A 25,867-nucleotide genomic window follows, 5' to 3' on the forward strand; every position below is an offset into this window, starting at 1 on the left:
TAACCTACTATATGACTTGTCATATTCATTTAATTGATACTGCTTTTGATGGGAAGTTGCAAAATGTGAAACGGGATTTTAAAAAGTATTCCTCTAAAAAATTAATTGAAGCAATCGAGGAATATTCCGATGGCTCAGCGATCACATGAATTTCTTCAGTTGGATAGGGCGGGTTTTTAATTCGTGCTCACAAAGTAAGGTCATACGATAAATAAAAAAACTACAATTAGAATTCATTTTCTAGTTGTAGTTTTTTATTGCGTATTAAAAATAAGCACTCTCAGTGTCAGCAAAATTAAATACAACTGCAAACTAGATTTTTGTTGATCTTGTTACAAAGTTATCTTGAGCAAATTTGCACAAGAAATAAGTGAATTGACGAAGCAATTCGTTTCAACAATGTTTAATACGTAAAACGTTTGCTTTGTAAAAGTATCAATACTGAAGTTAAAATTTTACATAATTTTATTAAGAAAAGGAATTCTTTTATTTATTTTTACCCGAAATCAATTACTGAATGAAATGAATTTTAGGAATGCTTTTTTTGGTGCTCTCGTTTAACGACTTGGTAAAAAAATCAGCGAATATTTTGTATTTTGGTGTAATTATTTAAAACAACAGCTTCCATCAGATGATTATTGGTATATCATTCAGCTTGAAGTTGGCAGGGTTTTGAAAGGACATTTTGCATTAAAACGATAATATAAAATAAAATGAAGGAAATTAATTATATTTGTGTAAATCAAAAATAAATGAGGAATTTTATATCTGTACTTATTATAGCGACTTGTATTTCGTGTACGTCTACGCGAATTAAGAATGAGTCCTACGCTGTTTCGAATACAGCACCAGAGCTTGGAAGTGTTGGTTTTTCTGAGCTTGGGGGAATAAGAAGTACTAAATTTGAGGTAAGAAGCATACCAAAATTAGAGTCGCCAATTAGATTGTCAATTGAAGTGGTACCTTTCAATAAGAGACTTCACAATATTTACAAGTCTAAATCAAAATACAATCAAGATCAATCCCAAGTTACTTATGTAGACAGTTTGCCTAGAAAACCAGAGTTAGTAACTATTCGTGTTTTGGATGTAATGAAACTGGTTAGCGAGATAAATGGAGAACACAATCAAGAACTAGTTCGTTTTCTCAGGGATACTGAAGAGTCAAAAATGGTAACCAGTTTAGCATGTTATTTTTCTCAGGATGATCTTGAAAAAATTAAACAATCAGATGCGTATTATATTACTCAATTTCAAGATAGTAAATACGCTGTTTCGTTATATAAAATTGGAAAAAAAACTGACATTCTCTTTGTTAATTCAGTGAATATTTTGGCCTACAAGTTAAGTAAGTTTTGCTGGGGTGTTACTGAAAGAAATAAATGGTATGTTTCAGATATCATCAATTTGAATACAAGTTGCAAAGGGAAAACAGAAAGGCAAATAGTAGAAAAAAAACACGAAAACAACTTATTTGACTTGTAAATAGTTGTTTTTTTATGTCATAACTTGAATAAATCCAAATGAACAAATCCTTATACGCTCTATTTTTTTTATGCTGTTTTATACTATGCACATCTTGTGATGCTATACTTTTTGAGGAAGACATATCAACAGCAAAGATAGTTTTGGTTGCGCCAAGCGATCAAGCAGAATTTTTTACAACAGGTATAACTTTTTCTTGGGAGAAAGTTTCAGAAGCTACAACGTATCAACTACAAATTGCTAAACCTGATTTTTCTAATCCGACACAATTAGTATTGGATACAATTATCAAAACGAGTTCATTTATTAAGCAGCTTCCGTTAGCAAGTTATGAGTGGCGTGTGAAAGCGTTAAATACATCTTATAGTACGGCATATGTTTCCAGAAAGTTTACTGTTTGGAGCGATAAAGATTTTGCAAGTAATACCGTGGTTCTAGATAATCCTGCTAATAACATTGTATCAAAAACAGCACTACAAAGATTGACTTGGCAGCCTATTATTGGAGCAAAAAAGTATCAAATTCAAATATATGATTCTAATTCGGTTCTTGTAAAAGAGGAGACAGTTACTACAACTTCTTTTGAGTTTTCATTTGCAGAAGGTGCTTTTTCGTGGCGTGTTAAGGCAATTAATGGCGATATGAATACGCTTTATACCTCTCGAGCTATTTCTGTAGACACAAAGGCTCCGGCTGTAGCGCAACAATTGGCACCTTTAGACAAAAGTGAGACCGCAGTAAAAGAAATAAGTTTTCAATGGAGTAGAGTAGCTGTTGCAGGTACGGTAGAGGTAGACAGTATTTATGTTTATACCGACTTAGCTTTGAAAAATGTAAAACTAAAAAATGGAGCGACTAGCCCTTTTACAACTACTTTAGAAGCTGGGGTTTATTATTGGTACATAAAATCTTTTGACAAGGCGGGAAATACTAGTAAGAGTGCCATTTTTAGTCTTAAAATTTTATAGTTTACTAATGAAAAATAAACGAGCTATTTATATTTTACTTCCGGTGGTATTTGGCATATGGGGTTTGGTGCTTTATGAATTTGTTTCTTTTGGTACAGCAGAAGAAATAGTTCCAGAATTTCCTAGCAATTCGGTAATACAACCGCTCACTTATAAAGAACCGCAAAAAATAATTATAGAAACTAACTATAGAGATCCTTTTTTAGGCACACCATATGTTCCTGTTACACCAGTGACCCAACCAAAAAATTACAAGAAACCTGTAAAAGTTAAAACAATCCCAGAACTGGTTTGGCCTCCAATTCAGTATAAAGGAGTTCTATCAGATGTAAAGGAAAAGAAAAAAACATTCCTACTAATCATCAATGGTAAGAATTATTTTATGAGTATTGGGGATACGGCTAATGGAATATTTTTAAAGGCAGGAGATAAAGAATCGGTTTATGTTATATACCAAGGCGAATTGAATCTAATCATGTTAGCCGAATAAGTATGCTTAAAAAATTGCGCTCAGGTGCGCTTCAATTTACCGTGTTTATAGGACTACTGATTGCTTTACTGCTGGGAGCTTTAGTCTTGTATGCTTATACTTTTTATTATATGAAAGAGCAAGCCAAAGGCACTGTAGCGATGATACAACTCTCTAATTTTGGGATTGATTATGTAACGACTTCACCTATAGTTTCTTCTGATACGGTTTTTGTTCCACTACAAGAAGAAGCAAATAAAAGTATACAAGTGCAGCTCGCTCCATGGGGTGTTTTTGAAAAGGCGTACAGCAAAGCACATTTTAGAAACAAGCATTTTGTAAAAACGGCTATTATTAGCGGACAATTTTCTACTGAAACTACTCCGGTACTTTATTTACAAGAGACACAAAATGCCCTTTCTTTGGTTGGAAATACTGTGATAAAAGGAGCGGTTTTTTTGCCATTACAAGGAGTAAAAACTGGCTACATTGCAGGAAATAGTTTTTATGGGGCAAGGCTGATAGATGGCGTAATAGAAAAAAGTAAAACAAGTTTACCGCCTTTGTCTAAAATCGTTTTAGCATCTTTAGATGAACTTTTAAAATTAGATTTATCAGAACAGCGAGAGGCTGAAGTTGTGAATCCAGCAAAATCTTCGGTACATTCTTTTGAAGCAACCACAAAGTATTGGGTCTCAAAAAAACCAATAGTGTTAGAAAACGTTTCAATTACAGGGAATATGATTATCAAATCAGCACAACAAATAATAGTAAAATCATCAGCTCATCTGAAGGATGTTATTCTTGTAGCTCCAATCGTTATTATTGAAGAAGGAACCAAAGGGGTATTTCAAGTACTGGCTTCGAAACAAATCACAGTGCAAAAAAATTGTGAGTTAAATTACCCCTCATCTTTGGTGTTGTATCAAGAAGAATGGGATACTAGTCAAAGAAATACGTCAGATAGTGTCATCAATCAAATTTTTATTGATACTGGTACCCTAATTAAAGGTGTGGTGTTGTATTACAACAAAAAAGAAGTGAATAATTTTGAAACGGCAATCAAAATAGAGAGCGGAGTTACCGTAAAAGGACAAGTGTACTGCAACGGAAACATCGACTTGCAAGGAACCGTTTCTGGATCAGTATTAACCAAACAGTTTGTAGCCAATCAAGCGGGGTCTATTTATGTAAATCATATTTACAATGGAAAAATTTACAATGATGATTTACCAACTACTTATGGTGGATTACTTTTTGAACAACAACCCAAAACAATTATGAAATGGCTTTATTAAAAAAAGTAAGCTCAGCTACCTTAATAGAAGTATTGGTCGCTACCGTTTTAGTAGTTATACTATTCATGATTGCGAGTTTGATATTAAATAACCTTATTTTAAATACTTACAAGCAAAATACACATGCTATTGAAACAAGATTGAATCGATTAGAATATTCAATCCATCATCACACGATTGAATTGCCTTATGAAGAAAAGTTTGGAGACTGGCTAATCAATATTGAGCTAACAGATATCAAGGCTAAGAATTTGGTGATTTTGAAAGCAACTAATGAGAATGGTAAAAAGGAAATGTATAGGGAAGTAATAAAAGAAACCGATGTTGATACCAGTTTTAAATAAAAACAATGGAGCAAAATAAAAATAAACTGCCTTCCTTTACCTTGTCGGAGCTGTTAGTGGTGCTAATTATCACAGCCATCGTTATTGGTATGGCATTTAGTGTCTTGCGATTAGTACAGCGAGAAATTCATGCTATTCAAACCAATTATGATAAAACTAGCAGTTTAGTTCTTTTTGAGCAACGTCTTTGGAAAGAGGTCAATCAATTGCATGATATCACCTATACCGCTGCTAATGAAACGGTAACAATGGTTTCAGAGACAGATACGGTGTTTTATTCCTTTAAAGGGAATTATGTTTTGCGTAATGCGGATACTATAGCGTTAAAATTGAAGCCTATTCAATTTTTATTTGAAGGCAAAACGATAACCGAAGGAAAAGTTGATGGAATTTATATCTCAGCAGATGCAGAAGTAAAAGGCTATGAGCTTTTTATTTCAAAAAAGAATGATCTAACCTATAGCATGAATCAATAATATGGCTTTCCAACTCGATACACCATCTAATACACCTATTCATTCAAAGAAAGATGCTACTTTAGAATCCCTACTGAAGCAAGAAATTGTCTTGTTTGGTGAACGCTTTGGTTCAAAGAAAAAGCAACAATTGTATCATGAACTGGCAGTATTATTACGAGCTGGAATTACACTTAAAGAGGCCTTGGGATTGATTATAGACTCGCAAAAAAAGAACGCTGATAAAGCCTTGTTCGAATCCATACTCCAGCAAGTGATTAATGGGAAGTCCTTTTCTCAAGCTTTGATAGAGGCAAAAGTATTTTCGGAATATGAGTTTTATTCGTTGCAAATAGGGGAGGAAACAGGAACTACCGCACAGGTTTGTCATGAATTGGGAGAATTTTATAAACGTAAAAACGAACAGAAACGAATAATTATAGGAGCCTTGACGTATCCTGCAATCGTTATGTTTACAGCTATTTTGGTAGTAGTTTTTATGTTGACTTATGTTGTTCCTATGTTTCAAGATATTTTCAGACAAAATCAAGTGGAATTGCCCTTATTAACCAAGATAATTGTAAGATTATCAGATTTTACCCGAGCTTATTCGCTCTATGGAATTTTTGTTATACTTATCATTGCTGTTTTTTTTAGAATTTTTAAAGACAATGCCAAACTCCAGCGTGTGATGGATTATAGCCTCTTGAAGATTCCGGTTTTAGGTTCTTTTTTGGTGAAAATCTATTTGGCGCAATTCACACAAGCTATAGCTTTACTAACCACCGCCAAAGTTCCCTTGTTGAACAGCATACAAATGGTAAAGAAAATGATTCAATTTGCTCCGTTGCAAGAATCGTTGACTGCAGTAGAACATAATATCTTAAAGGGACATAGTTTAAGCGAAAGTCTAAAAGCGAATTCCTTGTTTGATAATCGCATCATTTCTATGGTAAAAGTAGCAGAAGAAACCAACCAAACGGAATACGTTTTTAAGCAATTAAGCGAGCAATACAGTCAAGAAGTAGTGCAACAGTCCAAAGTTTTAACTACTGTTTTGGAACCGTTTATTATTTTGTTTGTTGGTGTTTTAGTAGCGGTATTGCTTGTGGCGATGTATTTACCAATGTTTCAGTTGAGTAGTGTGATAAATTAGAAAAAAAAGTTGTTTTGCGTTTTTTCTGTTTATTTTAATTATTTGTAATATTATTTTGTAATTTTTCATAATTATTTGTAATATTGTTCCTTAATAATTGTTTTAACTTTTAATTAAATTGATTCAAAAAATACGTTATAAATAATTAAGCTAACTACTTATGTGATACAAAGTGTAAAGCTGATTATTTTGAATAATTTATAAATATGGTACTGTAGACCTTGACCCATATGAAAACGGAGTTTTTAAAAGTAAATATCCTTGATTTAGTCTAGTTCGTTATAATGATCGTGCAATAAGGAAAAACAAACTAAAAATTAAAAAATGAAAAAAAACACGCTTTTTTATCTATTATTAATGCTTGCATTTTTAAATGCAAATTCACAAAATTATAATTCAACACCACCAGTTCAATATCCTATGCCTTCATCTGTTTGGGACTTCGTTAAATATGGTACCGTTCCTGTTAATGAATATAGAGGGTTAGTTAATCTAAGTATTCCACTGTACAATATAGAAGTTGATAATGTAAAAATTCCATTACAGTTAACTTATTACAGCGGTGGTATTAAGGTTACTGAAGAAGCTGGTATCGTTGGGTTAGGTTGGAATTTTAATTTGCCAACAATTATACAGCAAGTAAAAGATAAACCAGACTTTTATAAAAATGTGGTACATCACAGATTACCTCCATTTCAAGGAAATCCTGCATATGCTCAATCGGGTTATTTTCTTATGCCTAATCCTTATTCAGGTTATGGAGAAAATTTGTTTGATGTAGTTTATTCATTACCTGAAATCAACGAAATTCCCTTTCTTACAAACGTTGTTAATAATAGAATACTTGATCATCATGGTAGTTATGATTTGAGGAGTAGTATTGGTCTATATGCTCAAATTTTCGAACCAAGTTATAAAACCGTCGATACTGAACCAGATATTTTTAGTGTCACAATAAATGGGGAAGAATTAAAGTTTTGTACCGAACCAAGTACAAGAGAACAAACCCGATATAACGATGTTACCACATTTGAAATTTTACCTGTTGCGATAATCAATGGAAGAACAGATTATAAAGTTGAAACTATTGTTTCTGATGTGCAATTTAATACATATGAAGTATCTGCTGTAAGTGGTTTTAAGATTACAGATCCGAACGGAGCTCAGTATTTTTTTGAAAAAATTGAAATGGCAAGAACTTCTAATATTCATCAACTTTTATATATAAATTATCAAAAATAGTTTCGAATCAAAATAAAGAATTGACTTTTAATTATTTACCTTCTGTTAATGTTATTGAACCAGGTTTAATAGAGTCCCGGTATGCAAGGTTTACCTCAAATGTTTCAGTAGCTGACAATCATTCATTGGGTGGCGCATTTTATACGTCGATGGGCCAAAGGAGTGTAATTGCTTGTGGAACTGGTTCTTCAGTAGATTCTTATTGTGAAATTTCTGGATTTAACAATTTATATCAAAATATTTATTATTTAAATTCAATAACTACACCTAATGAAACAATATACTTATCTAATGAGAGTAGATTGGATAACATTTCTAAAATGAAATTAAAAGAGTTGGAAGTTAAAAACATTTTTAATCAAAGAGTTAAACATTTTTCTTTTGACTATGATTACTTCTTAAGTGGATCGGGCAATACAAAACGATTAAAGTTAACTTCAATTACAGAGGAAGGAAACAACCCTTATCTTTTTGATTATAATGCTGGTCAATTGCCAGATAAAAATTCATATTCTATTGACTATTGGGGTTTTTATAATGGACATCCTAATACTAGCTTTAAACCCGATTTGACCGACTTGGGATATCCCGAATATAAAGAAAATGTAAATAATGATTTTAATAGTAAAATAAATTTTACCAAAGCAGGAAGTTTAGAAAGAGTTATTTATCCTACTAAGGGATATACTCTTTTTGAGTATGAAACACATCAGTTTGATAATTTATTGTATAGTGCAGGTGGTAATCCTACAATTATTAATACCGGAGGTGGGCTGAGAATAAAAAATGTAACCAATTTTAACTTTGACAATACTATTTCCGAAAAGACAAATTATGAATATTTTGGAGGAAAAAGTATATCGAAAAAATTGTTAGCAAAGGGCGTTTCAGAAAGTGTTTTTACTGGCTCTGGACCGACAAATACTTATTATTCATCGGCAATAATATCTAATTTAAATAATTATATAAGTTACACTTCTAGTTCAGAACCAGACTACATAGGATATGATAAAGTAGTGGTAAAAAAAATAGGAGCAACTAATAATGGGAAAGTAGAAAAACAGTATAGTAACTATGAAAATAGTGTAATTAATCCTGAAAATGGCTTTAATTATAATGCTTTCAGTTATTCCAAAACCAGTAATATTGAAAATGGAAAAGTTTTAGAAGAAAAAATAGTAAATAGTGATGATGTTTTACAAAACAAAACGGTTTTTACCTATTTTAATAAAATTTTTAATGAGGGTTTTTATGGCATGGCTAAACAAAGCAATGGTGTTGGGATTACAGATTATGTTGGTCATGGTACTGGTCAATACGTATACAACTATTATCCTAGAACTTTAGCAATATTTTATGCTATTAGGGGTAGAACCACATTTTTAGAATCGGAGGTAAAAACAGAGTATTTTAATAGTAATACCAAAACTATTACCACAAATTACAAGTATAATAACAATATGCTTACATCAGTTGCTAACCAAGAATTTAATGCCAATTTCCAAGAAATTAATGTTTCAGAGAATCATACTTCTTACTCTTTTTACAATAGGCCGGTTTATAAAAGTAGTGCAATTAATAATACCTTGACAAATGTTCAAAGGTTCAGCTACGATAAAATAACGGACTATAATTTTCAATTAAAAAAGCTAGAATCTTTTCCAAATGGAAATTTTAGTATAAATAAAGATATAATGTATTATGATTTGTACGATGATAAAAACAACCTAAAACAGTTTCATCAGGAAAACGGATATAATACTTGTGTAGTTTGGGGTTACAATAAGACCTTACCCATAGCTAAAATAGAAAATGTTACATATTCGCAAATACAGCCTTATGTAGATGCTATACAAGCAGCTTCAAATACTAACAACGAAAATGGCTTACTTGCGGCTCTATCTACATTTAGGAATACATTGGGATCGTTGTTTCAAGATGTAATGGTAACTACTTATACGCATATTCCGCTGGTTGGAACAAGTACCATTACTGACCCCAAGGGAGAAACTACTAGTTATTCCTATGATAGCTTTAGAAGACTACAATTTGTAAAAGACAAAAAAGGAAATATTTTATCTGAAAACGAATACCATTATAAAAACTAAAAGCTCATGAATAAACTAATTCCATTTTTTGTAGTTGTATTTTTTTATGCTACCACAACAATCAAGGCACAAGTTCCTTCAACCAATAATATAATAACATACCCATCACCAGATCAAAACTATGTTAAAATAACTACTTATAAAGAACCCTCTATAACTAGTATTAAAAATCCAACCATCGCTCAAGCCCAACAAAATATGACTTATTTTGATGGATTAGGTCGTCCAATTCAGCAAATTGCCCACCAGCAATCAGGAACAGGAAAGGACATTGTAACTCCTATTGAATATGACAGTATTGGCCGTAAGGTAATTGATTACTTACCCTATGTGCCCGATGCTTTATCTTCACTCGAATACAAACCCAATGCATTGAACGATGTTTTGAGTTTTGGGCAATACTCTGGACAAAATCCGTTTAGCAAAAAACAATTAGAGAATTCACCACTAAATCGAGTACTCAAACAGGCTGCCCCTGGTTTAGACTGGGCCTTAGGGAGTAATCACGAAGTTAAATTTGAATACAATTTAAATACAAGTTCTGATGAGGTAATCAATTTTAGTGTTTTACCTAGTGGGGAATTAATTCATTATGGTTATTATAAACCAAATTTGCTGTATAAATTTGTAACAAAAAATGAAAATTGGCAAACATTAGATGGTAACGACAACACAACACAAGAGTTTAAAGATAATTTTGGTAGAATAATTTTAAAAAGGACATTCAATAATAATCAGGCTTACAATACTTATTATGCTTATGATAGAAAAGGTAATTTGTGTTATGTATTGCCTCCTAGTTTTTTTGATTCTTTCCTTCTATCCATTAATAATAGCTCGAGCATTTGTAATTATACTAAAACCATTCCTTTTCAAAGTATTTTTACGTCTTGTTATTACGATGGTTACAACATTCAAGGTGGTGGATCTGCTGAGGTAAAAATCATTAATGATAATATTACAGTTTCTATATCGGCTGGTTTTGAAAAGAGTAGGATTAATGAAAGTGCAGCTATAGTGATAGTTGACAATTCCTCTCAGTGCAGTTTACCAGATATGATTATTGGATATATTACGCTAGGGACTAACAAAAAACAGTTTTTAGTATATATCGAAAATAACAGATTGAGAATTGTTAAAAAAGTAAGTACGGATGAGAATACTTGTTTAGAATCTGTTAATGCAACAGTTTCTGCTACAATTAATAGAACAACCACCCCTACCATTGTTGCTAATAATAATCTTATTGACGATTTAGGGTATCAGTATAAATATGACGAATACAACCGTTTAATAGAAAAGAAACTACCTGGTAAACAATGGGAGTATATAGTATACGACAAATTAGATAGAGTAGTTGCAACAGGTCCTGCTTTAGCACCATTCAATAATCTTGGACAAGTAAATGGTTGGATGATCACCAAGTACGATTCATTTAATCGTCCCGTGCTTACCGCCTGGATGCAAGCAGCTGTCTCCTCAGCTGATAGAGCAGCCTTGCTAAACAGTCAAAATGCCATCACTACTACTTTTAGCGAAACCAAAAATGCGACCGCAGATACTATGATCAATGGTGTAGCTTTTAGATATAGCAATGTTGCTTGGCCAACAGCAGGGTATCATGTGCTTACGGTTAATTATTTTGATGATTACAATTACCCTAATGCCCCAGCTATACCGGCAACTATTGAGACGCAAGCCGTTTATTATAACAATGCAGTAAAACCCAAAGGCCTGCCAACGGGTTCTTGGACACGTGTACTACAACAGAGTACACAATATGCCAATGAGTTGGCGTATTCTTTGTATGATTTAAAAGGCAGACCTATCCGAAGCTATACGAGCAACTTTTTAGGAGGCTATACCTATATCGATAGTAAGCTTGATTTTATAGGTAAGCCAGAATATACTACGACTTATCATAAAAGGCTTTCCAGTGATAGTGAATTGAGTACAAAAGAAGTCTTTACCTATTCGCCACAAGGCAGGTTGTTGTCTCAAACCCATCAAATTGGCACAGCAGTCCCTGAGTTGATAGTTAGCAATGTATACGACGAATTGGGGCAACTCAAAGCAAAAGAAGTAGGAGCAAAAACCCAAAGAATAGACTATAGTTATAACATCCGTGGATGGTTGACAGAGATCAACAAGGTTGCGGCCTTGCAGCAAGGAACTGATCCGAAAGATTTATTTGCTCTTAAGATCAATTACAATACCCTATCCAGCGGAATTGCCGGGGTAAGTGCACTTTATAACGGAAACATAGCCGAAACCCATTGGACTACAAGTACTGATCACGTATTGAGAACTTACGGATATAAATACGACGCTATTAACCGTTTGAGCGAAGCTTTGTATAATAAAGGGAGTGTGTTGAATGCTTATGACGAAAAGCTTACCTATGATGCCAATGGCAATATAAAAACACTTTTACGTTATGGAAGTTTAAATGATGCTAAAGCAGTTTTAATTGATGACCTTACCTATGCATATAAGTCTACTTCAAGTAATCAATTGATGAAAGTTACAGACGTACAAGTGAACAATGGTAGTTTTATAAATGAGTTTAAAGACAGTGCTTCAAATACTGTAGATGATTATGACTATGATGCCAATGGTAATATGATCAAGGACAACAATAAAAACATAACAGCAATAACCTACAACCACCTGAACTTACCAACCAAAATTACATTTAGCACTACTGGTTCTCCAAATATTAATTACATTTACAATTCAATTGGAAAAAAATTACAAAAAACAATACGCACTTATAATTCAAAAAATCAAACCACAACAACTGTAGATACTTATTATCTAGATGGCTTTCAATATAAGACTACAAGTTCAACTTCACCACTTATAAGAACTATTCCTTTGACAGTTTTAGAGTTTTTTCCAACCGCTGAAGGCTATGTAGAACCCGTTGGAAGTTCTTACAAATATGTGTACCAGTACAAGGATCACCTTGGTAATGTTCGCCTGAGCTATGACAAAACCTTAGCCATACAAGAGGAAAATAATTATTATCCTTTTGGATTAAAGCACGCAGGCTATGCTAATACAATATCTTCTACTAATAGTGCGTTAAAGTATAAGTACAACGGCAAAGAATATCAGGATGAGTTGGGGCTGAACTTTTACGACTATGGGGCGAGGAATTACGACCCAGCTTTGGGGCGTTGGATGAATATGGATCCACTAGCAGAAAAAATGCGTAGATTTTCTCCTTACAATTATTGTTTTAATAATCCGTTGAGATTTACTGACCCTGATGGAATGGAAGGAAAAAGCGTTATACCTCCAGATGAGTATGTTTTTAGACAAAACGGAACATTTAAAGAGAAAATAGTAAAACCAGGAGAAGATTATATTACAATTGAAGGAAGTAGTATGAAGATTAAATTTGCAGACCCTGTGAATGATCCAAAGGCAATAGATGATAAAACGATAACAAATTTAAAAGTTATTCCCAACTATGTTATAAATAATGAATTAAAAAAATCAGGAGTTTATGATGAGAAAAATCAGGATAACAAATATACTTATATAAAGAATGAAAGTAATGCGTCTTCAATGGAAGGAACAGGTAAAATGGATTATGTAACACATGATTTGGATTTAATGACAAATATGGATAAAAGGAAAAATTTAATTTCACCAATGAGTCCTTCAACTTTATTTGTAACCATGACAGAATATGGAAATGTTGCACATAATAATTATAATTTCGGCAATTTTTTATGGGGAGCAGGAGCAAATGCTTTAGGAATCCCTGAAACTATAGGTAGGGCCGGTGCTCATTATAATAATTTTTTCAATGACCAGAATCACAAGCATACATTCGATTCAAAAGATGATCAATTTTCAATCCATTTAGGATATCAATGGAAAAAATAAAGCAAAATGAGAATTAAATCAAAAATATTTTTTTTGTTATTATTAGGTCTGATAATTGGCTGTAGAGATATGTCATTATCGCAAGAAACACAATTTGAAAAAGCTAAAGAATTTTCTAAAAAATTCAATAACTTGCCATATGATAAATTTATAAATTGGGATATTTCTCAACGACAGGACTCGCTGTTTATTTTGGATTATTATAAAGAAAATAAATATATCGGAGGATTTTTAATCAAAGAGGAAAATGGTCATTTGATAAAGAGGAAGTCTAGTGAATCGAATGCTGATGTTTTTGTCAAATTTGAAGATTATCCTGAAATCAAGTTTTCTGAAATAGGAATAACTAAAAATGAAGTTTTAGAAATCGTTAATCTTTTAAAAAAAATAAAAGCTTCAAGGGTTTCATATGTCAATTCTTTTGACGGTGTGTTAATTGAAAAACAAAATTTTAGTATAATATATCTTCTTTCGAATAAATTGTCAAATAAACTTCCGAAATCTTATAAGTATATTGGTATGAATTGGTACTATTTATCTTCCTACTAACCCTGATGGCTCGGATATGTCGGCAACGATAGCGCATTCTATGATAAAAAACAAGTGATAATCTAAAAATTAACAGGCAAATTTATATGTGTTTATGTTTGGAGTTTGTCTGTTAATTACAGAAAAAACGCGACCAATAATTTTACATTTTTCTTTGTTTAAAACTAGCATCGCATTTTTACCTTCTCCTTTTTTTCGTTCATAATACCTCCGCTACCCGAAGTGTTTTTATTTAAAAATAAATTTCTTGTGTGTGCTGCTCGAACGTCTCTGACTTCGAGCTATTTTAGACCGTGTTGTAAGCTGTAAACGAGATAAAAGTACGCTATTTTTTTGTTCAAAAATATTTTAAGATTACAAATTACCTCCCAAAGAATATTATTTAAAGGATCTTAGAAGCAACTAAAAGCAAGCGGTTATAGATGTTAAAAATGAAGGTTATCTTCAAGTAGATGAAACTAAAATAAAAGCAAGTTTTGGCATTGCAACTGCCTTATAGTGCTTTACAGAATGGGCATACTAACATAATTTACAGAGAAAGTTAAGAGTTAAATTTAATATTTTTTAAATTTTATAATATTTAAAATACATCACTCAAAAGTTTCAAATCCTCTAATAAAAGGTTCGAATTTTGTACCATAAGGTTCACCTGTTGGGACTGTAGTTACAGTCTGGTTAAAAGATATATTTTATAAGTAGAAATAAGGCCGGTGTGTTTAGTATTTAACTAAATTTATACAGTTTTGAAGATTTAATTTTGTTAATCCTATTGACTTCTTCTACAAACATTTTGGCTTTATCTAACATATCTCTCCTGTCATAAATGTGTACACTTGAAGAACTGCTTTTTTTCGCTGGATGTGTAACATAGCTTATGACATTCTCCGAGAGTCTTAGTAATGATAGATTACTAACAAAAGAACTTCGTAAGTTATGAGTGCTGAACAAATGGCTATTTTCAATTTCAACTGATTTTAGTACTTTTCTGATGTTATTATTGAGATTGGTTAATGCAATATTGGAAAAATCAGGAAAAGTATCGTCGTTTTTTTGAATAATTTTTAATGCTGTTGAGAATAAAGGGGTATAGCATTCCGTTCCGGTTTTAGCTTGTATAGTATGTATGTAGTTAAATTTTTTTTTGTTCTCATTACATATTTGAAACGTTCGACCTTTCGCTTCTTGCATTGACTGTAGACGCATGCCAGTTTGGCTAGCTATGAGTATATAGTTTTTTGCTAATTCTAAATATTTTGAAGTAGGTACATATTCTATTATTTTAAGAATATCATTTTCTTTGAGAAATGCTTCCGTTTTTTCAGACTTGTTTTTTTCTGCTACATTAATTAGATTGGTGTCTGTCAAATCCAATGGAATTTTAATGCCCTGTTTTTTAGCAATTTTGCAAAGTTTAATAAAATATGTTTGGTATGCTTTTAGGGTGTTTGTTGCAAATGCTTTTTTTGGATTTTGGTGGTAGCTTTCTATTTTAATTTTACCAATCCTAATATCATTTATTACTTCCCAAATTTCTCGATAAAGTTCTTCACTGAGTTTTTCAAATGTTAATTTAATTTTTTTTGCTTCTTGATATCGTTTTATTATTGGAATTAGATTTCGATAAGAGTTGATCGTAGTGTCTTTAACTTCATCTTTACGACTACTGCCTATAAGATTTTCCAGATGGGTAATATGACTATTTATAAAATTTATGACTGCAAAAGTTTCCTCTGGTTTTCTTTTATCTCTACCGCTAATAGAAAGTAAATAGTTTTTAACTTCTTCAGCTGTTGGTTCTTGATTTTTAAAATGTGTTGCAGCTGTTTCTATATTCGATTCAAAATCGGTTATTTTATTTCTAAATAATTTATTATACTTTTCATTTGCTTTAACTGTGGCTGCATCATAAACAAAATTAAATACACCTCTTTTTTCGTGTACAATTCCGAAGTATTTTGGTAAAACTGATACTTCTAAAGAGTACTGAAATTTTTTGTATTTGACTATACCATCTACTTTATTAGCAAATGCTCCGCTGATTTCTGCCAATACCAATTCTGCGCTAGTGCGTACATCCAAAGATTTACTTTTAGCTTTGAGTTTATATCTGTAGGTCAGTGCTTTCATAATAGCAAAGTTACAAATTTAAATTCAATGGGTCTCTAATTAGGTCTCTAATTTTATGATAAAAGATGAAATATACTGATAAATAATGATTGATTTATTTTTTTATTTTTAACCTTACGCCTTGTTTTTCAGTGGTTAAGGCTGTTTTTAGTGAGTTTGCAGAGTATGAGATATATTTTCTACAGAAAGGTAATTCACTTTGTAAGATATGAGTTATAAATTGAAAGCTATGCATGCGTTACGAAACATAACTTTTTTGCAAAAGTAATTCATTTACATCAAGTTTCAAGTTTTTGTAGTTTAAGTAATGTCAAAACTAAAAAAGGAGTCTGTTTTTTTGGAGCGAAAGAGTTGGTTTTGGCTATTTTTCCTACTGTCATTCCAAATGAAATTCACTTAACTTCGATATAAATAGTAACTGTCTTAAGTGTTTTTTTTATTTTTAAAGAAAGAACATAAAGGTTGTTCCCTTAATCGGGGCACAGGAGAAGTAGGTTTTTGTGTTTTTAAACTTTGAACCTTTGCGTCTTTAAATCTTAAAATATATCTTTGAAAAATGCAACTATCCGTCATTATCCTCAATTACAACGTCCGATATTTTCTGGAACAATGTGTTTTAAGTGTTCAAAACGCATTAGAAACTATTGACGGCGAAATCATTGTAATTGATAATAATTCTCCCGATGACAGTTGCGCAATGATGGAAAAGCGTTTTCCAAACGTTAAACTCATCCGAAACCAGGATAATGTTGGTTTTCCAAAAGGAAATAATATCGGAGTTGGGCAGGCAAAAGGAGAATATATTTGCATCCTCAACCCTGATACCGTCGTTGCCGAAGATACGTTCATTAAAATTTTAAATTTTGTCACTTCAGAGGCAGTCGAGAAGAATGGTTTAGGAATCGTGGGATGCAAACTCATTGATGGAACTGGAAATTTTCTTCCAGAAAGTAAGCGTGGCGTTCCAACTCCTTGGGTTGCATTTACAAAAGTTGTAGGTCTTTATAAAGTACCACTTAAATCTAGATTAGTTGGAAAATATTATGCCCAACATATAAGCGATAATCAAACAGGAAAAGTCGATATTTTGGTAGGTGCATTTATGTTTATGAAAAGAGATTTGTACCTTGACGTAGGCGGTTTTGATGAAGCTTGTTTCATGTATTCAGATGATATTGATTTGTCGTATCGTATTTTGAAACTAGGGAAATCCAATTATTATTTTCATGAAACGACTGTAATTCATTATAAAGGAGAAAGTACCATTAAGGATGAAACATACATGCAACATTTTCAAGAGGCGATGAATTTCTTTTATAAAAAGCATTTTAGCGTGCCATTTGTATTTTCGATTTTTATGAAAATAGGAATTGTCATTTTCTCATTAATAAAAATGATTCAAGGAAAATCAAGAATTAAAATCGCTCCAAAATCATATCTATTGTATTCCGGTAACGAAAAATTAGTTGAAAAACTCCATTTAGTTTTGCAAAAAAAAATCCTGTTTCATGATTTGAAAACAGAAAAAATGGTAAATTCGTCATCTATTAATGATAAACTAGGAACTGAAATCATTTTGGACAATGAATTCATTTCTTTTAAGAACTGTATTGCATTTCTGGAGTCTTCAATAAATAAAGGCTTTACATTTAAAATCATTCCCAGTAAAGCTAATTTCTTAATAGGAAGTAACAATAGTAATGAGAGAGGTGACGTTATAAAAATAGAGTAAAAAATTACATTTAATGTAATTTATATTTGAAATATTTAGTAATTTCGCAAACTGAAAATCAAAATCACCTTTTAGGTTAATAATATGGCAAGATTTGAATTAAAACTTCCAAAAATGGGAGAAAGCGTTGCAGAAGCAACCATTACAAATTGGTTAAAAGAAGTTGGAGACAAAATTGAAGCCGACGAAGCTGTACTTGAAATTGCTACTGATAAAGTAGACAGTGAAGTGCCAAGTGAGGTTTCGGGAATCTTGGTAGAACAATTGTTCGGTAAAGACGACCTAGTTCAAGTGGGTCAGACTATAGCGATTATTGAAACCGAAGGTGGAGAGCTTGTATCAATTGTTAAAGAAGCAGTGGCTCCTGAGGTTATTGCTGAAGTGACAAAAACAGTGGATGCCGCAAAAGAAGCGGTTGCTGCTCCAGTTGATTTTTCTGATTCTGAAAAATTCTTATCGCCTTTGGTAAAAAATATTGCCAAAGAAGAAGGTGTTTCTGTAGCTGAATTAGCATCGATTTCTGGAACAGGAAAAGAAGGTAGAGTTACTAAAAATGATATTCTAGAGTATGTAAAAAATAGACCAAATCAACCAGTAGTTTCGGCTCCAGTTGTACCTGTTCAAAAACCAGTTGCAGCTCCAGTAGCTCAAAAAGCAGCTCCGGTATCTGTAAGTGGTGGCGATGAAATCATAGAAATGGACAGAATGCGCAAGTTAATTGCGGGTTATATGGTCGCTTCGGTACAAACATCAGCTCACGTGCAATCGTTCATCGAAGTAGATGTAACGAATATTGTAAAATGGAGAGAGAAAAATAAAAATACGTTTGAAAAGAGAGAAGGGGAGAAATTAACCTACACACCTATTTTCATGGAAGCGGTCGCCAAAGCGCTGAAAGATTTTCCTGGAATGAATATTTCTGTTGATGGTGATTACATCATCAAAAAGAAAAACATCAACCTAGGAATGGCGGCTTCGTTACCCAACGGAAATTTGATTGTTCCTGTTATTAAAAATGCAGATCAATTGAATTTAGTAGGAATGGCAAAAGCAGTTAACGACTTAGGAGGTCGCGCAAAAGCAGGCAAACTAAAACCAGACGACACGCAAGGAGGAACCTACACTGTTACCAATGTAGGTACTTTTGGAAGTGTTTTTGGTACGCCAATTATCAATCAGCCACAAGTGGGAATTTTAGCCCTTGGAGCCATCCGTAAAATGCCAGCAGTGATTGAAACTCCCGAAGGAGACTTTATTGGAATTCGCCAGAAAATGTTTTTATCTCACAGCTATGACCACAGGGTAGTTGATGGAGCATTAGGAGGTAGTTTTGTAAAAAGAGTCGCTGAATACTTAGAGGCATTTGATGTAAACAGAGATGTTTAGACCTATATAATTGCAATTTAGACCCGACCGATTTTTAAAAATCAGTCGGGTTTTTATTTTATTGTACGATTTGTAACTCAAAATTAGACAAGAATTCTTGAAGAAATTACTTGAGGATAATGCGTTAAATTCGGGTTTAACCTATATATTTGTAACCACACAAAAATTAAAAATGGAACTCAAACTCAATAAACCAATTTGCTTTTTCGATCTTGAAACCACAGGAATCGACATTGGAAAAGATAGAATTGTAGAAATATCAATTTTGAAAGTTTTTCCGAATGGAAATAAAGAAAGTAAAACTTGGTTGGTCAATCCAACAATCCCAATTCCGCCACAAACAACTGCTGTACATGGTATCACAGATGATAAAGTGGCAAATGAACCTACATTCAAAGAATTGGCTGCGCAAGTGTATAATATGATCAAAGACAGTGATTTGGCTGGATTTAACTCTGATCGTTTTGATATACCGTTATTAGCAGAGGAAATGTTGCGTGCTGGAGTAGATTTTGACATGAAAAATAGGGTTTCTGTAGATGTGCAAACAGTTTTTCATAAAATGGAAGAGCGAACTTTAAGTGCGGCTCACAAGTTTTATTGCGGGAAAATACTCGAAAATGCACATTCAGCAGAAGCGGATACCATAGCGACTTACGAAATATTAAAAGCGCAATTAGACCGTTATCCAGAACTAGAAAACGATATGAAATCACTATCAGAATTTACTACAAGAAAGAAAATTGCTGATTTTGCAGGAATGATCGCTTTTGATAAGGATGATGAAGAGATTTTTACTTTTGGAAAACACAAAGGAGTAAAAGTGGATAAAATTTTGGAAACAGAACCGGGTTATTTCAGTTGGATTCAAAATGCAGATTTCCCGTTGTACACAAAGAAAGTTTTGACGGCCATTAAACTCAGAAAACTAAATAATAAATTGAGCTAATTTTTGAATCTTTCAATCATAAATTTTTTAATCAATAAGAAATGAAAATCATCTGTATCGGTAGAAATTACACCAATCACATAGAGGAGCTAAAGAACGAAAGACCCACAGAACCCGTTGTTTTTATGAAGCCGGATTCGGCCGTTTTATTGAAACAGCATCCATTTGTTATTCCAGAATTTTCGGAAGATGTACATCATGAAATTGAAATTATTGTCAAAATTAGCAAAGTAGGTAAATACATAGAGCCTAAATTTGCACATAAATATTATGATGAAATTAGTGTAGGAATAGATTTTACAGCCCGTGATTTACAAGAAAAATTAAAAGCAAAAGGCTTGCCATGGGAAAAAGCAAAAGCATTTGATGGCTCTGCGGTAGTAGGTGAATTTTTGCCAAAAAGTAAGTTTGGTTCACTAGAAAATATTACTTTTGAATTAACGAATAATAACAAAACGGTTCAAAAGGGGAATTCCAGTCACATGCTCTGGAAAATTGACGAACTCATTTTCTATGTTTCTCAATTTTTTACCTTAAAAATTGGAGATATTATTTTTACAGGAACTCCAGAAGGAGTAGCTGCTGTAAACCCAGATGACGTTTTAGAAGGATTTTTAGAAGGACAACAACTATTTAGAATACAAGTAAAATAATGGCTATAAACTACAACCTTTCAAAAGTGTACGCACTTTCAGATAACGATGCAGAATTCGTAAACGAAATTTTGACCTTATTTGTCACCGAAGTTCCAGATGATTTAATGCAAATTAAAGAAGGAATAAAAAAGAAAGACCACAAGCATGCTTATGCTTATGCGCACAAGATCAAACCAACGCTCGATCTAATGGGTTTGAACGTCGCTTTTGAAGAGATTCTTCAAATAGAAGCTTGGACCAAAGCCGAGGGTAAAAAGAAAGACATCAAAGAAACTTTCAAAAGCGTAAAAAACCAAGTAAATGATGCTGTCAAAGAAATCAAGAAAGATTTCGATTTGTAATATTTGGGCGTGACCCACTGAAAAAGTGGGTCGGGCTTTCCGTTTCAATCTTTTTATTACCATCGTTATCACTCTATGGTAATAAAAAGGATTTTCACTTCTATCCCTCACGCAAAATTAAGAGTGTGCTACTTCGTACATTGTTATATTAAAGTCCCACAAAAAAAATTGAACTACAAAATGAAAGCAACCATAGTTACTATCGGTGACGAAATTTTAATAGGTCAGATTGTCGACACAAACTCAGGATTTATTGCCAAATCGCTAGATAAAATTGGTGTAGAAATCAATGAAATGATTTCGATAAGAGACGATAAAACACATATTTTAGAAACGTTTGAAAAGCTCCAAAACACGGTTGATTTAGTTATTATTACCGGAGGTTTAGGGCCCACAAAAGATGATATTACTAAAAAAACATTTTGTGATTATTTTGATGATGTCCTCATTGTTGATGAAAAAGTGGAGCGCCATGTAATTGATTTGATTCAGAAGGTAATGAACCGTACCGCATCTCAAATAAATAAAGATCAAGCATTGGTTCCATCAAAATGTACGGTGCTTCATAATCAAGTGGGTACTGCACCAGGAATGTGGATGAAAAAGGAAAATACGGTGTTTATTTCACTACCCGGAGTTCCCTACGAAATGAAGTATTTAGTCGAGCATGAAATCATACCAAAAGTGGTTCGAGAATATGAGCGTCCTTACATTATTCATCAGACAATTTTGACGTACGGCCAAGGCGAAAGTGTTGTGGCAGAACGTATAGAAGACTGGGAAAATAATCTTCCGGAGTGTATCAAATTAGCGTATTTGCCAGCGCCAGGTAGAGTTCGTTTGCGTCTTTCGGCGCGTGGCACAGATAAAGAAAAATTAGAAACTACTCTTGAAAAAAGCGTAAACTCATTAAGTGCTATCATTCACGATATCATCGTAGGTTTTGACGAAGATGAAAACATTGAGGTTGTGGTGGGTAAAATGCTTACCAAGCAAAACAAAACAATTGCAACTGCTGAAAGTTGTACAGGAGGAAAAATAGCACAGCTATTAACTTCAGCAGCTGGAGCGTCAGCTTATTTTAAAGGAAGTGTTGTTTCGTATGCTACATCAGCTAAAATAGATGTTTTGGGAGTTTCTGAAGGTCTTATTAACGAGCATTCCGTAGTGAGTCGAGAGGTAGTTTCGGCGATGGCATTGAATGTAAAATCGATGATGAAAACAGATTATGCAATTGCTACTTCGGGTAATGCAGGACCTTCAAAAGGAGATGCAAATGCGGATCTTGGAACTGTTTTTATTGCATTGGCCACTCCAAAAGAAATAATCGTAGAAGAATTTAATTTTGGTCAACCCCGTGAAAAAGTGATAGATAGAGCGGTATTTAAAAGTTTAGAACTATTACAGAAAGAAATTTTGAAAAATGTGCAATAAATATGTTGCTTAATAGGTTTATTTTTCTTTTCTTTGCACCCTGATTTTGAATAACGATAAAAGATAAGTATAATGTCAAGAGTTTGTGACCTTACAGGTAAAAGAGCGATGGTAGGAAATAACGTTTCTCACGCTATGAACAAAACTAAGAGAAAATTTTCTGTAAACTTAGTTAAGAAGCGTTTTTATCTTCCAGAAGAAGATAGATGGATTACTCTAAGAGTAGCTGCATCTACGATAAAAACAATTAATAAAAATGGAATCGCTGCAGTTTTGAAAAAAGCGCAGTCAGAAGGATTTATTAAATAATCCATTCCAAAATAAAAAAATAGCAAGATGGCAAAGAAAGGTAATAGAATCCAAGTAATTTTAGAATGTACTGAGCACAAGACTTCAGGTGTTGCAGGAACTTCAAGATACATTACAACTAAGAACAAAAAAAATACACCAGATAGATTAGAGATTAAGAAATTTAATCCAGTTTTGAAACGTGTAACTGTTCACAAAGAAATTAAGTAATAATTAGAGATTTTGATAAAATTTTCAAAACAATGCTTTTGTAGATTTTATTTAAATTTAAATAACATTTGAATCATGGCAAAGAAAACCGTAGCATCGTTACAAACATCTTCTAAGAGATTATCAAAAGCCATCAAAATGGTGAAATCTCCAAAAACAGGTGCATATACATTCGTAGAATCTATTATGGCTCCTGAAGCTGTTGATGAATTCTTGAAAAAGAATTAATTAACAATCACATTATACAGAAAAGCTACTTTCATTCGGAAGTAGCTTTTTTATTTTCTATATTTACCGTTAGAAAATTGTATTGGTTCTATGGACTTAAATACTTCATTCTTAATACTATCTTACAATGAGTTTTTTTAAAAAAATATTTTCATCAGAGAAAAAAGACCCTAGTTTTAGCGAACAAGCAAAGGAAACTTTAGATAAAGGTCTAGAAAAATCAAAAACAAATTTCTTTTCGAAGCTTACAAAAGCCGTTGCAGGAAAGTCGAAAGTTGATGAGGAAGTCTTAGATAATTTGGAGGAGATTCTTGTTGCTTCAGATGTGGGTGTGAATACTACCTTAAAAATAATTACCAGAATTGAGAATCGTGTTGCTGCTGATAAATATGTTGGTACTGACGAACTGAATCAAATTCTTAGGGATGAGATCGCAGCTTTACTATCAGAAACTAACACAGGTGAATCTACTCAATTTGTTATACCTACACAAACTAAACCCTATGTTCTAATGGTAGTGGGAGTAAATGGTGTTGGCAAAACAACTACTATTGGTAAATTAGCCTATCAGTTTAAAAAAGCCGGTTATAATGTTGTACTTGGTGCAGCTGATACGTTTCGTGCCGCAGCAATTGATCAATTGCAAATTTGGGCGGATCGAGTAGGGGTTCCTATTGTGCGTCAAGAAATGGGGAGTGATCCAGCATCGGTAGCATTTGATACGTTGCAATCTGCAGTTGCGCAAAATGCTGATGTAGTTATTATTGATACCGCAGGTCGTTTGCATAATAAAATTAACCTGATGAATGAGTTGACCAAAGTGAAACGAGTAATGCAAAAAGTAGTTGCTGATGCACCACATGATGTAATGCTAGTTTTAGATGGTTCTACTGGTCAGAATGCTTTTGAACAAGCAAAACAGTTTACTGCAGCTACCGAAGTTAGTTGTTTAGCGGTTACCAAACTTGATGGTACTGCCAAAGGTGGCGTTGTGATTGGGATCTCTGATCAATTTCAAATCCCTGTTAAATACATTGGTGTTGGTGAGGGAATTGAGGATCTTCAGGTGTTTAATAAGTATGAATTTGTAGACAGTTTTTTTAAATAATAGTTAGAATGAATTTTTCTTCTTTAAAAAATACGCCACCAATGTACCTTTATTTGGTGAGTATAATTTCTTTTGTATTGGCAAATGTGATTCGGGATAAAAGTCTTGGCTTCTATTATTTTTTGTTACTAGTAGGTTTTATTTTCTTTATTCTGGGTTTTATTAGACGCATGAAAGCAAAATAAATTACTGATACAAAGCACTAATTTTTTGCCATAAAACGCTGTCAAAATCAGATAATGCAAAAGTTGGATTATCAGTATTAGCCACATCTCCCATTCGGATTACGACCATTTTTTTGCTAGGAATGATGTATATTTTTTGATCATTTTTCCCTAATGCCATAAACAGATCTGCTGGTGCAGTTGGGATTAAGCTTCCGTTGAATTGCAGCTGGCTTTGTGGTAAATGATAACTGGATTTGCCATTCAACCACCATAAATAGCCATAACTAAGATTTATATTTTGTGATGTAGTAGTTGCTTGGGTAAAGTAATTTTCATTCAAAACCACATTGGTTTCCCATTTCCCTTTGTTTAAAATTAATAATCCAAAACGAGCCATAGAGCGAGAATTACTTCCATAAACGGAATTGTTTCCCAGTTGAAACCAAGTACCTTCCATCCCTATCTTGTCTTTTAGGCGGGTATTGAAATAGGTATTCCAAGTTTGACCGCTAGCTTGTGCCACAACATCTTGTAATTTTACATATACATTGTGATACGCCCAGCGTGTTCCTGCATCGACTTTGTAGGTGAGGTTAGCCGGTGTGACATCATCTGTGCTGTCATCTAATCCCGATGTCATGTTGAGTAAGTGCCTGTTGGTAATCAAGTTTTCTTTGGCTATAGGTAAGCTAGTCCAACCCGTTCCTATATATTGTGAAACTTTTGCATTGATGTCGATGAGATTTTCTTGTTGTGCAATGCCAGTTACGGTTGACGTTAATGTTTTTCCGGCACTTGCCCAGTACCAAAAAGCATTGGCATCATGGCCATTAAAATAATTTTCTAAAACGATTCTTCCATTAACAAGAATGATGAAAGATTTGGTGTTTTTGAGTTGTAAATAATCTAATAACGGTTGCACAGCGGATTGTTTCCATCCTAAACTTGCAATTGAATTGGTTTCCCAAGTAGTTCTATTAATTGGTGGAAAGTATGGTGTTTCGGTTGAAATTGGACTCGGAGTTGTTTCAACAGAATCAGAATTGCAGCTTATAAAAAATAGTAGAATGAGTACGATATAAATTAATTTTGACATCTTTCTTATTATTAGTTACTAATTCCTTTAAGACCAAAAATATAGAAAATAGTTTAATGTGTTTCTACTATTTTTGTTTTCTTTGAATTTAATAAGAGTAACTTTGTATTTATAAAAAACGCGTTATAAAAGAAATTCCCTAGCCCTGATT

The 25,867-nt window shown here is 33.0% G+C and carries 24 protein-coding genes; 22 read left to right on the forward strand and 2 right to left on the reverse strand.

The window, feature by feature from the left end; translation table 11 throughout:
* Positions 1 to 11: 11 nt before the first annotated feature.
* The 12 genes from ACNQGB_RS04505 (at position 12) to ACNQGB_RS04560 (ending at position 13,973) form a co-directional block, all read left to right on the forward strand.
* On the forward strand, positions 12 to 149 hold the full coding sequence (locus ACNQGB_RS04505) for a hypothetical protein (protein ID WP_417943701.1): 138 nt from the start codon (positions 12 to 14) through the stop codon (positions 147 to 149).
* Positions 150 to 752: 603 nt separating this feature from the next.
* A complete protein-coding gene (locus ACNQGB_RS04510; protein ID WP_417943702.1) occupies positions 753 to 1,484 on the forward strand; it encodes a hypothetical protein in 732 nt (243 codons plus the stop codon).
* 38 nt (positions 1,485 to 1,522) lie between these two features.
* A complete protein-coding gene (locus ACNQGB_RS04515; protein ID WP_417943703.1) occupies positions 1,523 to 2,452 on the forward strand; it encodes a hypothetical protein in 930 nt (309 codons plus the stop codon).
* 7 nt (positions 2,453 to 2,459) lie between these two features.
* Positions 2,460 to 2,942 (forward strand): hypothetical protein, encoded by a 483-nt coding sequence (locus ACNQGB_RS04520; RefSeq protein WP_417943704.1) that lies wholly within the window; start codon positions 2,460 to 2,462, stop codon positions 2,940 to 2,942.
* Positions 2,943 to 2,944: 2 nt separating this feature from the next.
* The gene (locus ACNQGB_RS04525) at positions 2,945 to 4,219 is read left to right on the forward strand and encodes a hypothetical protein (RefSeq protein WP_417943705.1); all 1,275 of its coding nucleotides are present in this window, start codon (positions 2,945 to 2,947) and stop codon (positions 4,217 to 4,219) included.
* A complete protein-coding gene (locus ACNQGB_RS04530) occupies positions 4,207 to 4,563 on the forward strand; it encodes a hypothetical protein (RefSeq protein WP_417943706.1) in 357 nt (118 codons plus the stop codon). The genes ACNQGB_RS04525 and ACNQGB_RS04530 overlap by 13 nt, the downstream gene beginning before the upstream one ends.
* Before the next feature lie 5 nt (positions 4,564 to 4,568).
* Positions 4,569 to 5,039, forward strand: a complete 471-nt coding sequence (locus tag ACNQGB_RS04535) for a PulJ/GspJ family protein (protein WP_417943707.1) — start codon at positions 4,569 to 4,571, stop codon at positions 5,037 to 5,039.
* Between the two features lies 1 nt (position 5,040).
* Positions 5,041 to 6,174, forward strand: a complete 1,134-nt coding sequence (locus ACNQGB_RS04540) for a type II secretion system F family protein (protein WP_417943708.1) — start codon at positions 5,041 to 5,043, stop codon at positions 6,172 to 6,174.
* Between the two features lie 324 nt (positions 6,175 to 6,498).
* Positions 6,499 to 7,416 carry a hypothetical protein gene (locus tag ACNQGB_RS04545; RefSeq protein ID WP_417943709.1) on the forward strand — a complete coding sequence of 306 codons (918 nt, stop codon included), beginning with the start codon at positions 6,499 to 6,501 and terminating at the stop codon, positions 7,414 to 7,416.
* 20 nt (positions 7,417 to 7,436) lie between these two features.
* The gene (locus ACNQGB_RS04550) at positions 7,437 to 9,524 is read left to right on the forward strand and encodes a hypothetical protein (RefSeq protein WP_417943710.1); all 2,088 of its coding nucleotides are present in this window, start codon (positions 7,437 to 7,439) and stop codon (positions 9,522 to 9,524) included.
* Positions 9,525 to 9,530: 6 nt separating this feature from the next.
* Positions 9,531 to 13,424, forward strand: a complete 3,894-nt coding sequence (locus ACNQGB_RS04555; protein WP_417943711.1) for a DUF6443 domain-containing protein — start codon at positions 9,531 to 9,533, stop codon at positions 13,422 to 13,424.
* A gap of 6 nt (positions 13,425 to 13,430) precedes the next feature.
* Complete coding sequence (locus ACNQGB_RS04560) at positions 13,431 to 13,973, forward strand: hypothetical protein (RefSeq protein ID WP_417943712.1); 543 nt, start codon at positions 13,431 to 13,433, stop codon at positions 13,971 to 13,973.
* A gap of 723 nt (positions 13,974 to 14,696) precedes the next feature.
* Here ACNQGB_RS04560 and ACNQGB_RS04565 read toward each other — a convergent pair.
* Positions 14,697 to 16,100, reverse strand: a complete 1,404-nt coding sequence (locus tag ACNQGB_RS04565; RefSeq protein WP_472777077.1) for a hypothetical protein — start codon at positions 16,098 to 16,100, stop codon at positions 14,697 to 14,699.
* Between the two features lie 556 nt (positions 16,101 to 16,656).
* Between ACNQGB_RS04565 and ACNQGB_RS04570 the strand changes: the two genes are divergently transcribed.
* From ACNQGB_RS04570 to ftsY, 10 genes are all read left to right on the forward strand, one after another.
* Positions 16,657 to 17,832 (forward strand): glycosyltransferase family 2 protein, encoded by a 1,176-nt coding sequence (locus ACNQGB_RS04570; protein WP_417943717.1) that lies wholly within the window; start codon positions 16,657 to 16,659, stop codon positions 17,830 to 17,832.
* Positions 17,833 to 17,916: 84 nt separating this feature from the next.
* Positions 17,917 to 19,218 carry a dihydrolipoamide acetyltransferase family protein gene (locus ACNQGB_RS04575; protein WP_417943718.1) on the forward strand — a complete coding sequence of 434 codons (1,302 nt, stop codon included), beginning with the start codon at positions 17,917 to 17,919 and terminating at the stop codon, positions 19,216 to 19,218.
* A gap of 172 nt (positions 19,219 to 19,390) precedes the next feature.
* Entirely contained in the window at positions 19,391 to 20,167 is a 777-nt protein-coding gene (locus tag ACNQGB_RS04580; protein ID WP_417943829.1) for an exonuclease domain-containing protein, read from the forward strand.
* 41 nt (positions 20,168 to 20,208) lie between these two features.
* Positions 20,209 to 20,820: a fumarylacetoacetate hydrolase family protein gene (locus ACNQGB_RS04585; RefSeq protein WP_417943719.1), complete on the forward strand. Its 612-nt coding sequence runs from the start codon at positions 20,209 to 20,211 to the stop codon at positions 20,818 to 20,820.
* Positions 20,820 to 21,164: an Hpt domain-containing protein gene (locus ACNQGB_RS04590; RefSeq protein WP_309758546.1), complete on the forward strand. Its 345-nt coding sequence runs from the start codon at positions 20,820 to 20,822 to the stop codon at positions 21,162 to 21,164. Before ACNQGB_RS04585 ends, ACNQGB_RS04590 begins: the two co-directional genes overlap by 1 nt.
* Positions 21,165 to 21,344: 180 nt before the next feature.
* Positions 21,345 to 22,598: a CinA family nicotinamide mononucleotide deamidase-related protein gene (locus ACNQGB_RS04595; RefSeq protein WP_417943720.1), complete on the forward strand. Its 1,254-nt coding sequence runs from the start codon at positions 21,345 to 21,347 to the stop codon at positions 22,596 to 22,598.
* A gap of 72 nt (positions 22,599 to 22,670) precedes the next feature.
* A complete protein-coding gene (rpmB, locus tag ACNQGB_RS04600; RefSeq protein ID WP_024980263.1) occupies positions 22,671 to 22,907 on the forward strand; it encodes a 50S ribosomal protein L28 in 237 nt (78 codons plus the stop codon).
* A 27-nt stretch (positions 22,908 to 22,934) separates the two neighbouring features.
* Positions 22,935 to 23,117, forward strand: a complete 183-nt coding sequence (rpmG, locus tag ACNQGB_RS04605) for a 50S ribosomal protein L33 (protein ID WP_016988713.1) — start codon at positions 22,935 to 22,937, stop codon at positions 23,115 to 23,117.
* A gap of 75 nt (positions 23,118 to 23,192) precedes the next feature.
* Complete coding sequence (locus tag ACNQGB_RS04610; protein ID WP_072941281.1) at positions 23,193 to 23,345, forward strand: DUF4295 domain-containing protein; 153 nt, start codon at positions 23,193 to 23,195, stop codon at positions 23,343 to 23,345.
* 127 nt (positions 23,346 to 23,472) lie between these two features.
* Positions 23,473 to 24,453: a signal recognition particle-docking protein FtsY gene (gene ftsY, locus ACNQGB_RS04615; protein WP_417943721.1), complete on the forward strand. Its 981-nt coding sequence runs from the start codon at positions 23,473 to 23,475 to the stop codon at positions 24,451 to 24,453.
* 186 nt (positions 24,454 to 24,639) lie between these two features.
* Here the strand turns inward: ftsY and ACNQGB_RS04620 are convergent, their stop codons facing one another.
* Entirely contained in the window at positions 24,640 to 25,716 is a 1,077-nt protein-coding gene (locus ACNQGB_RS04620) for a serine hydrolase domain-containing protein (RefSeq protein WP_417943722.1), read from the reverse strand.
* Between the last annotated feature and the right edge of the window lie 151 nt (positions 25,717 to 25,867).

It is taken from the genome of Flavobacterium frigidum (assembly GCF_048286795.2).

Coding starts and splice junctions, on each gene's coding strand:
- ACNQGB_RS04505 (WP_417943701.1), top strand. CDS start 12: ATGACTTGTCATATTCATTTAATTGATACTGCTTTTGATGGGAAGTTG.
- ACNQGB_RS04510 (WP_417943702.1), top strand. CDS start 753: ATGAGGAATTTTATATCTGTACTTATTATAGCGACTTGTATTTCGTGT.
- ACNQGB_RS04515 (WP_417943703.1), top strand. CDS start 1,523: ATGAACAAATCCTTATACGCTCTATTTTTTTTATGCTGTTTTATACTA.
- ACNQGB_RS04520 (WP_417943704.1), top strand. CDS start 2,460: ATGAAAAATAAACGAGCTATTTATATTTTACTTCCGGTGGTATTTGGC.
- ACNQGB_RS04525 (WP_417943705.1), top strand. CDS start 2,945: ATGCTTAAAAAATTGCGCTCAGGTGCGCTTCAATTTACCGTGTTTATA.
- ACNQGB_RS04530 (WP_417943706.1), top strand. CDS start 4,207: ATGGCTTTATTAAAAAAAGTAAGCTCAGCTACCTTAATAGAAGTATTG.
- ACNQGB_RS04535 (WP_417943707.1), top strand. CDS start 4,569: ATGGAGCAAAATAAAAATAAACTGCCTTCCTTTACCTTGTCGGAGCTG.
- ACNQGB_RS04540 (WP_417943708.1), top strand. CDS start 5,041: ATGGCTTTCCAACTCGATACACCATCTAATACACCTATTCATTCAAAG.
- ACNQGB_RS04545 (WP_417943709.1), top strand. CDS start 6,499: ATGAAAAAAAACACGCTTTTTTATCTATTATTAATGCTTGCATTTTTA.
- ACNQGB_RS04555 (WP_417943711.1), top strand. CDS start 9,531: ATGAATAAACTAATTCCATTTTTTGTAGTTGTATTTTTTTATGCTACC.
- ACNQGB_RS04560 (WP_417943712.1), top strand. CDS start 13,431: ATGAGAATTAAATCAAAAATATTTTTTTTGTTATTATTAGGTCTGATA.
- ACNQGB_RS04565 (WP_472777077.1), bottom strand. CDS start 16,100: ATGAAAGCACTGACCTACAGATATAAACTCAAAGCTAAAAGTAAATCT.
- ACNQGB_RS04570 (WP_417943717.1), top strand. CDS start 16,657: ATGCAACTATCCGTCATTATCCTCAATTACAACGTCCGATATTTTCTG.
- ACNQGB_RS04575 (WP_417943718.1), top strand. CDS start 17,917: ATGGCAAGATTTGAATTAAAACTTCCAAAAATGGGAGAAAGCGTTGCA.
- ACNQGB_RS04580 (WP_417943829.1), top strand. CDS start 19,391: ATGGAACTCAAACTCAATAAACCAATTTGCTTTTTCGATCTTGAAACC.
- ACNQGB_RS04585 (WP_417943719.1), top strand. CDS start 20,209: ATGAAAATCATCTGTATCGGTAGAAATTACACCAATCACATAGAGGAG.
- ACNQGB_RS04590 (WP_309758546.1), top strand. CDS start 20,820: ATGGCTATAAACTACAACCTTTCAAAAGTGTACGCACTTTCAGATAAC.
- ACNQGB_RS04595 (WP_417943720.1), top strand. CDS start 21,345: ATGAAAGCAACCATAGTTACTATCGGTGACGAAATTTTAATAGGTCAG.
- rpmB (WP_024980263.1), top strand. CDS start 22,671: ATGTCAAGAGTTTGTGACCTTACAGGTAAAAGAGCGATGGTAGGAAAT.
- rpmG (WP_016988713.1), top strand. CDS start 22,935: ATGGCAAAGAAAGGTAATAGAATCCAAGTAATTTTAGAATGTACTGAG.
- ACNQGB_RS04610 (WP_072941281.1), top strand. CDS start 23,193: ATGGCAAAGAAAACCGTAGCATCGTTACAAACATCTTCTAAGAGATTA.
- ftsY (WP_417943721.1), top strand. CDS start 23,473: ATGAGTTTTTTTAAAAAAATATTTTCATCAGAGAAAAAAGACCCTAGT.
- ACNQGB_RS04620 (WP_417943722.1), bottom strand. CDS start 25,716: ATGTCAAAATTAATTTATATCGTACTCATTCTACTATTTTTTATAAGC.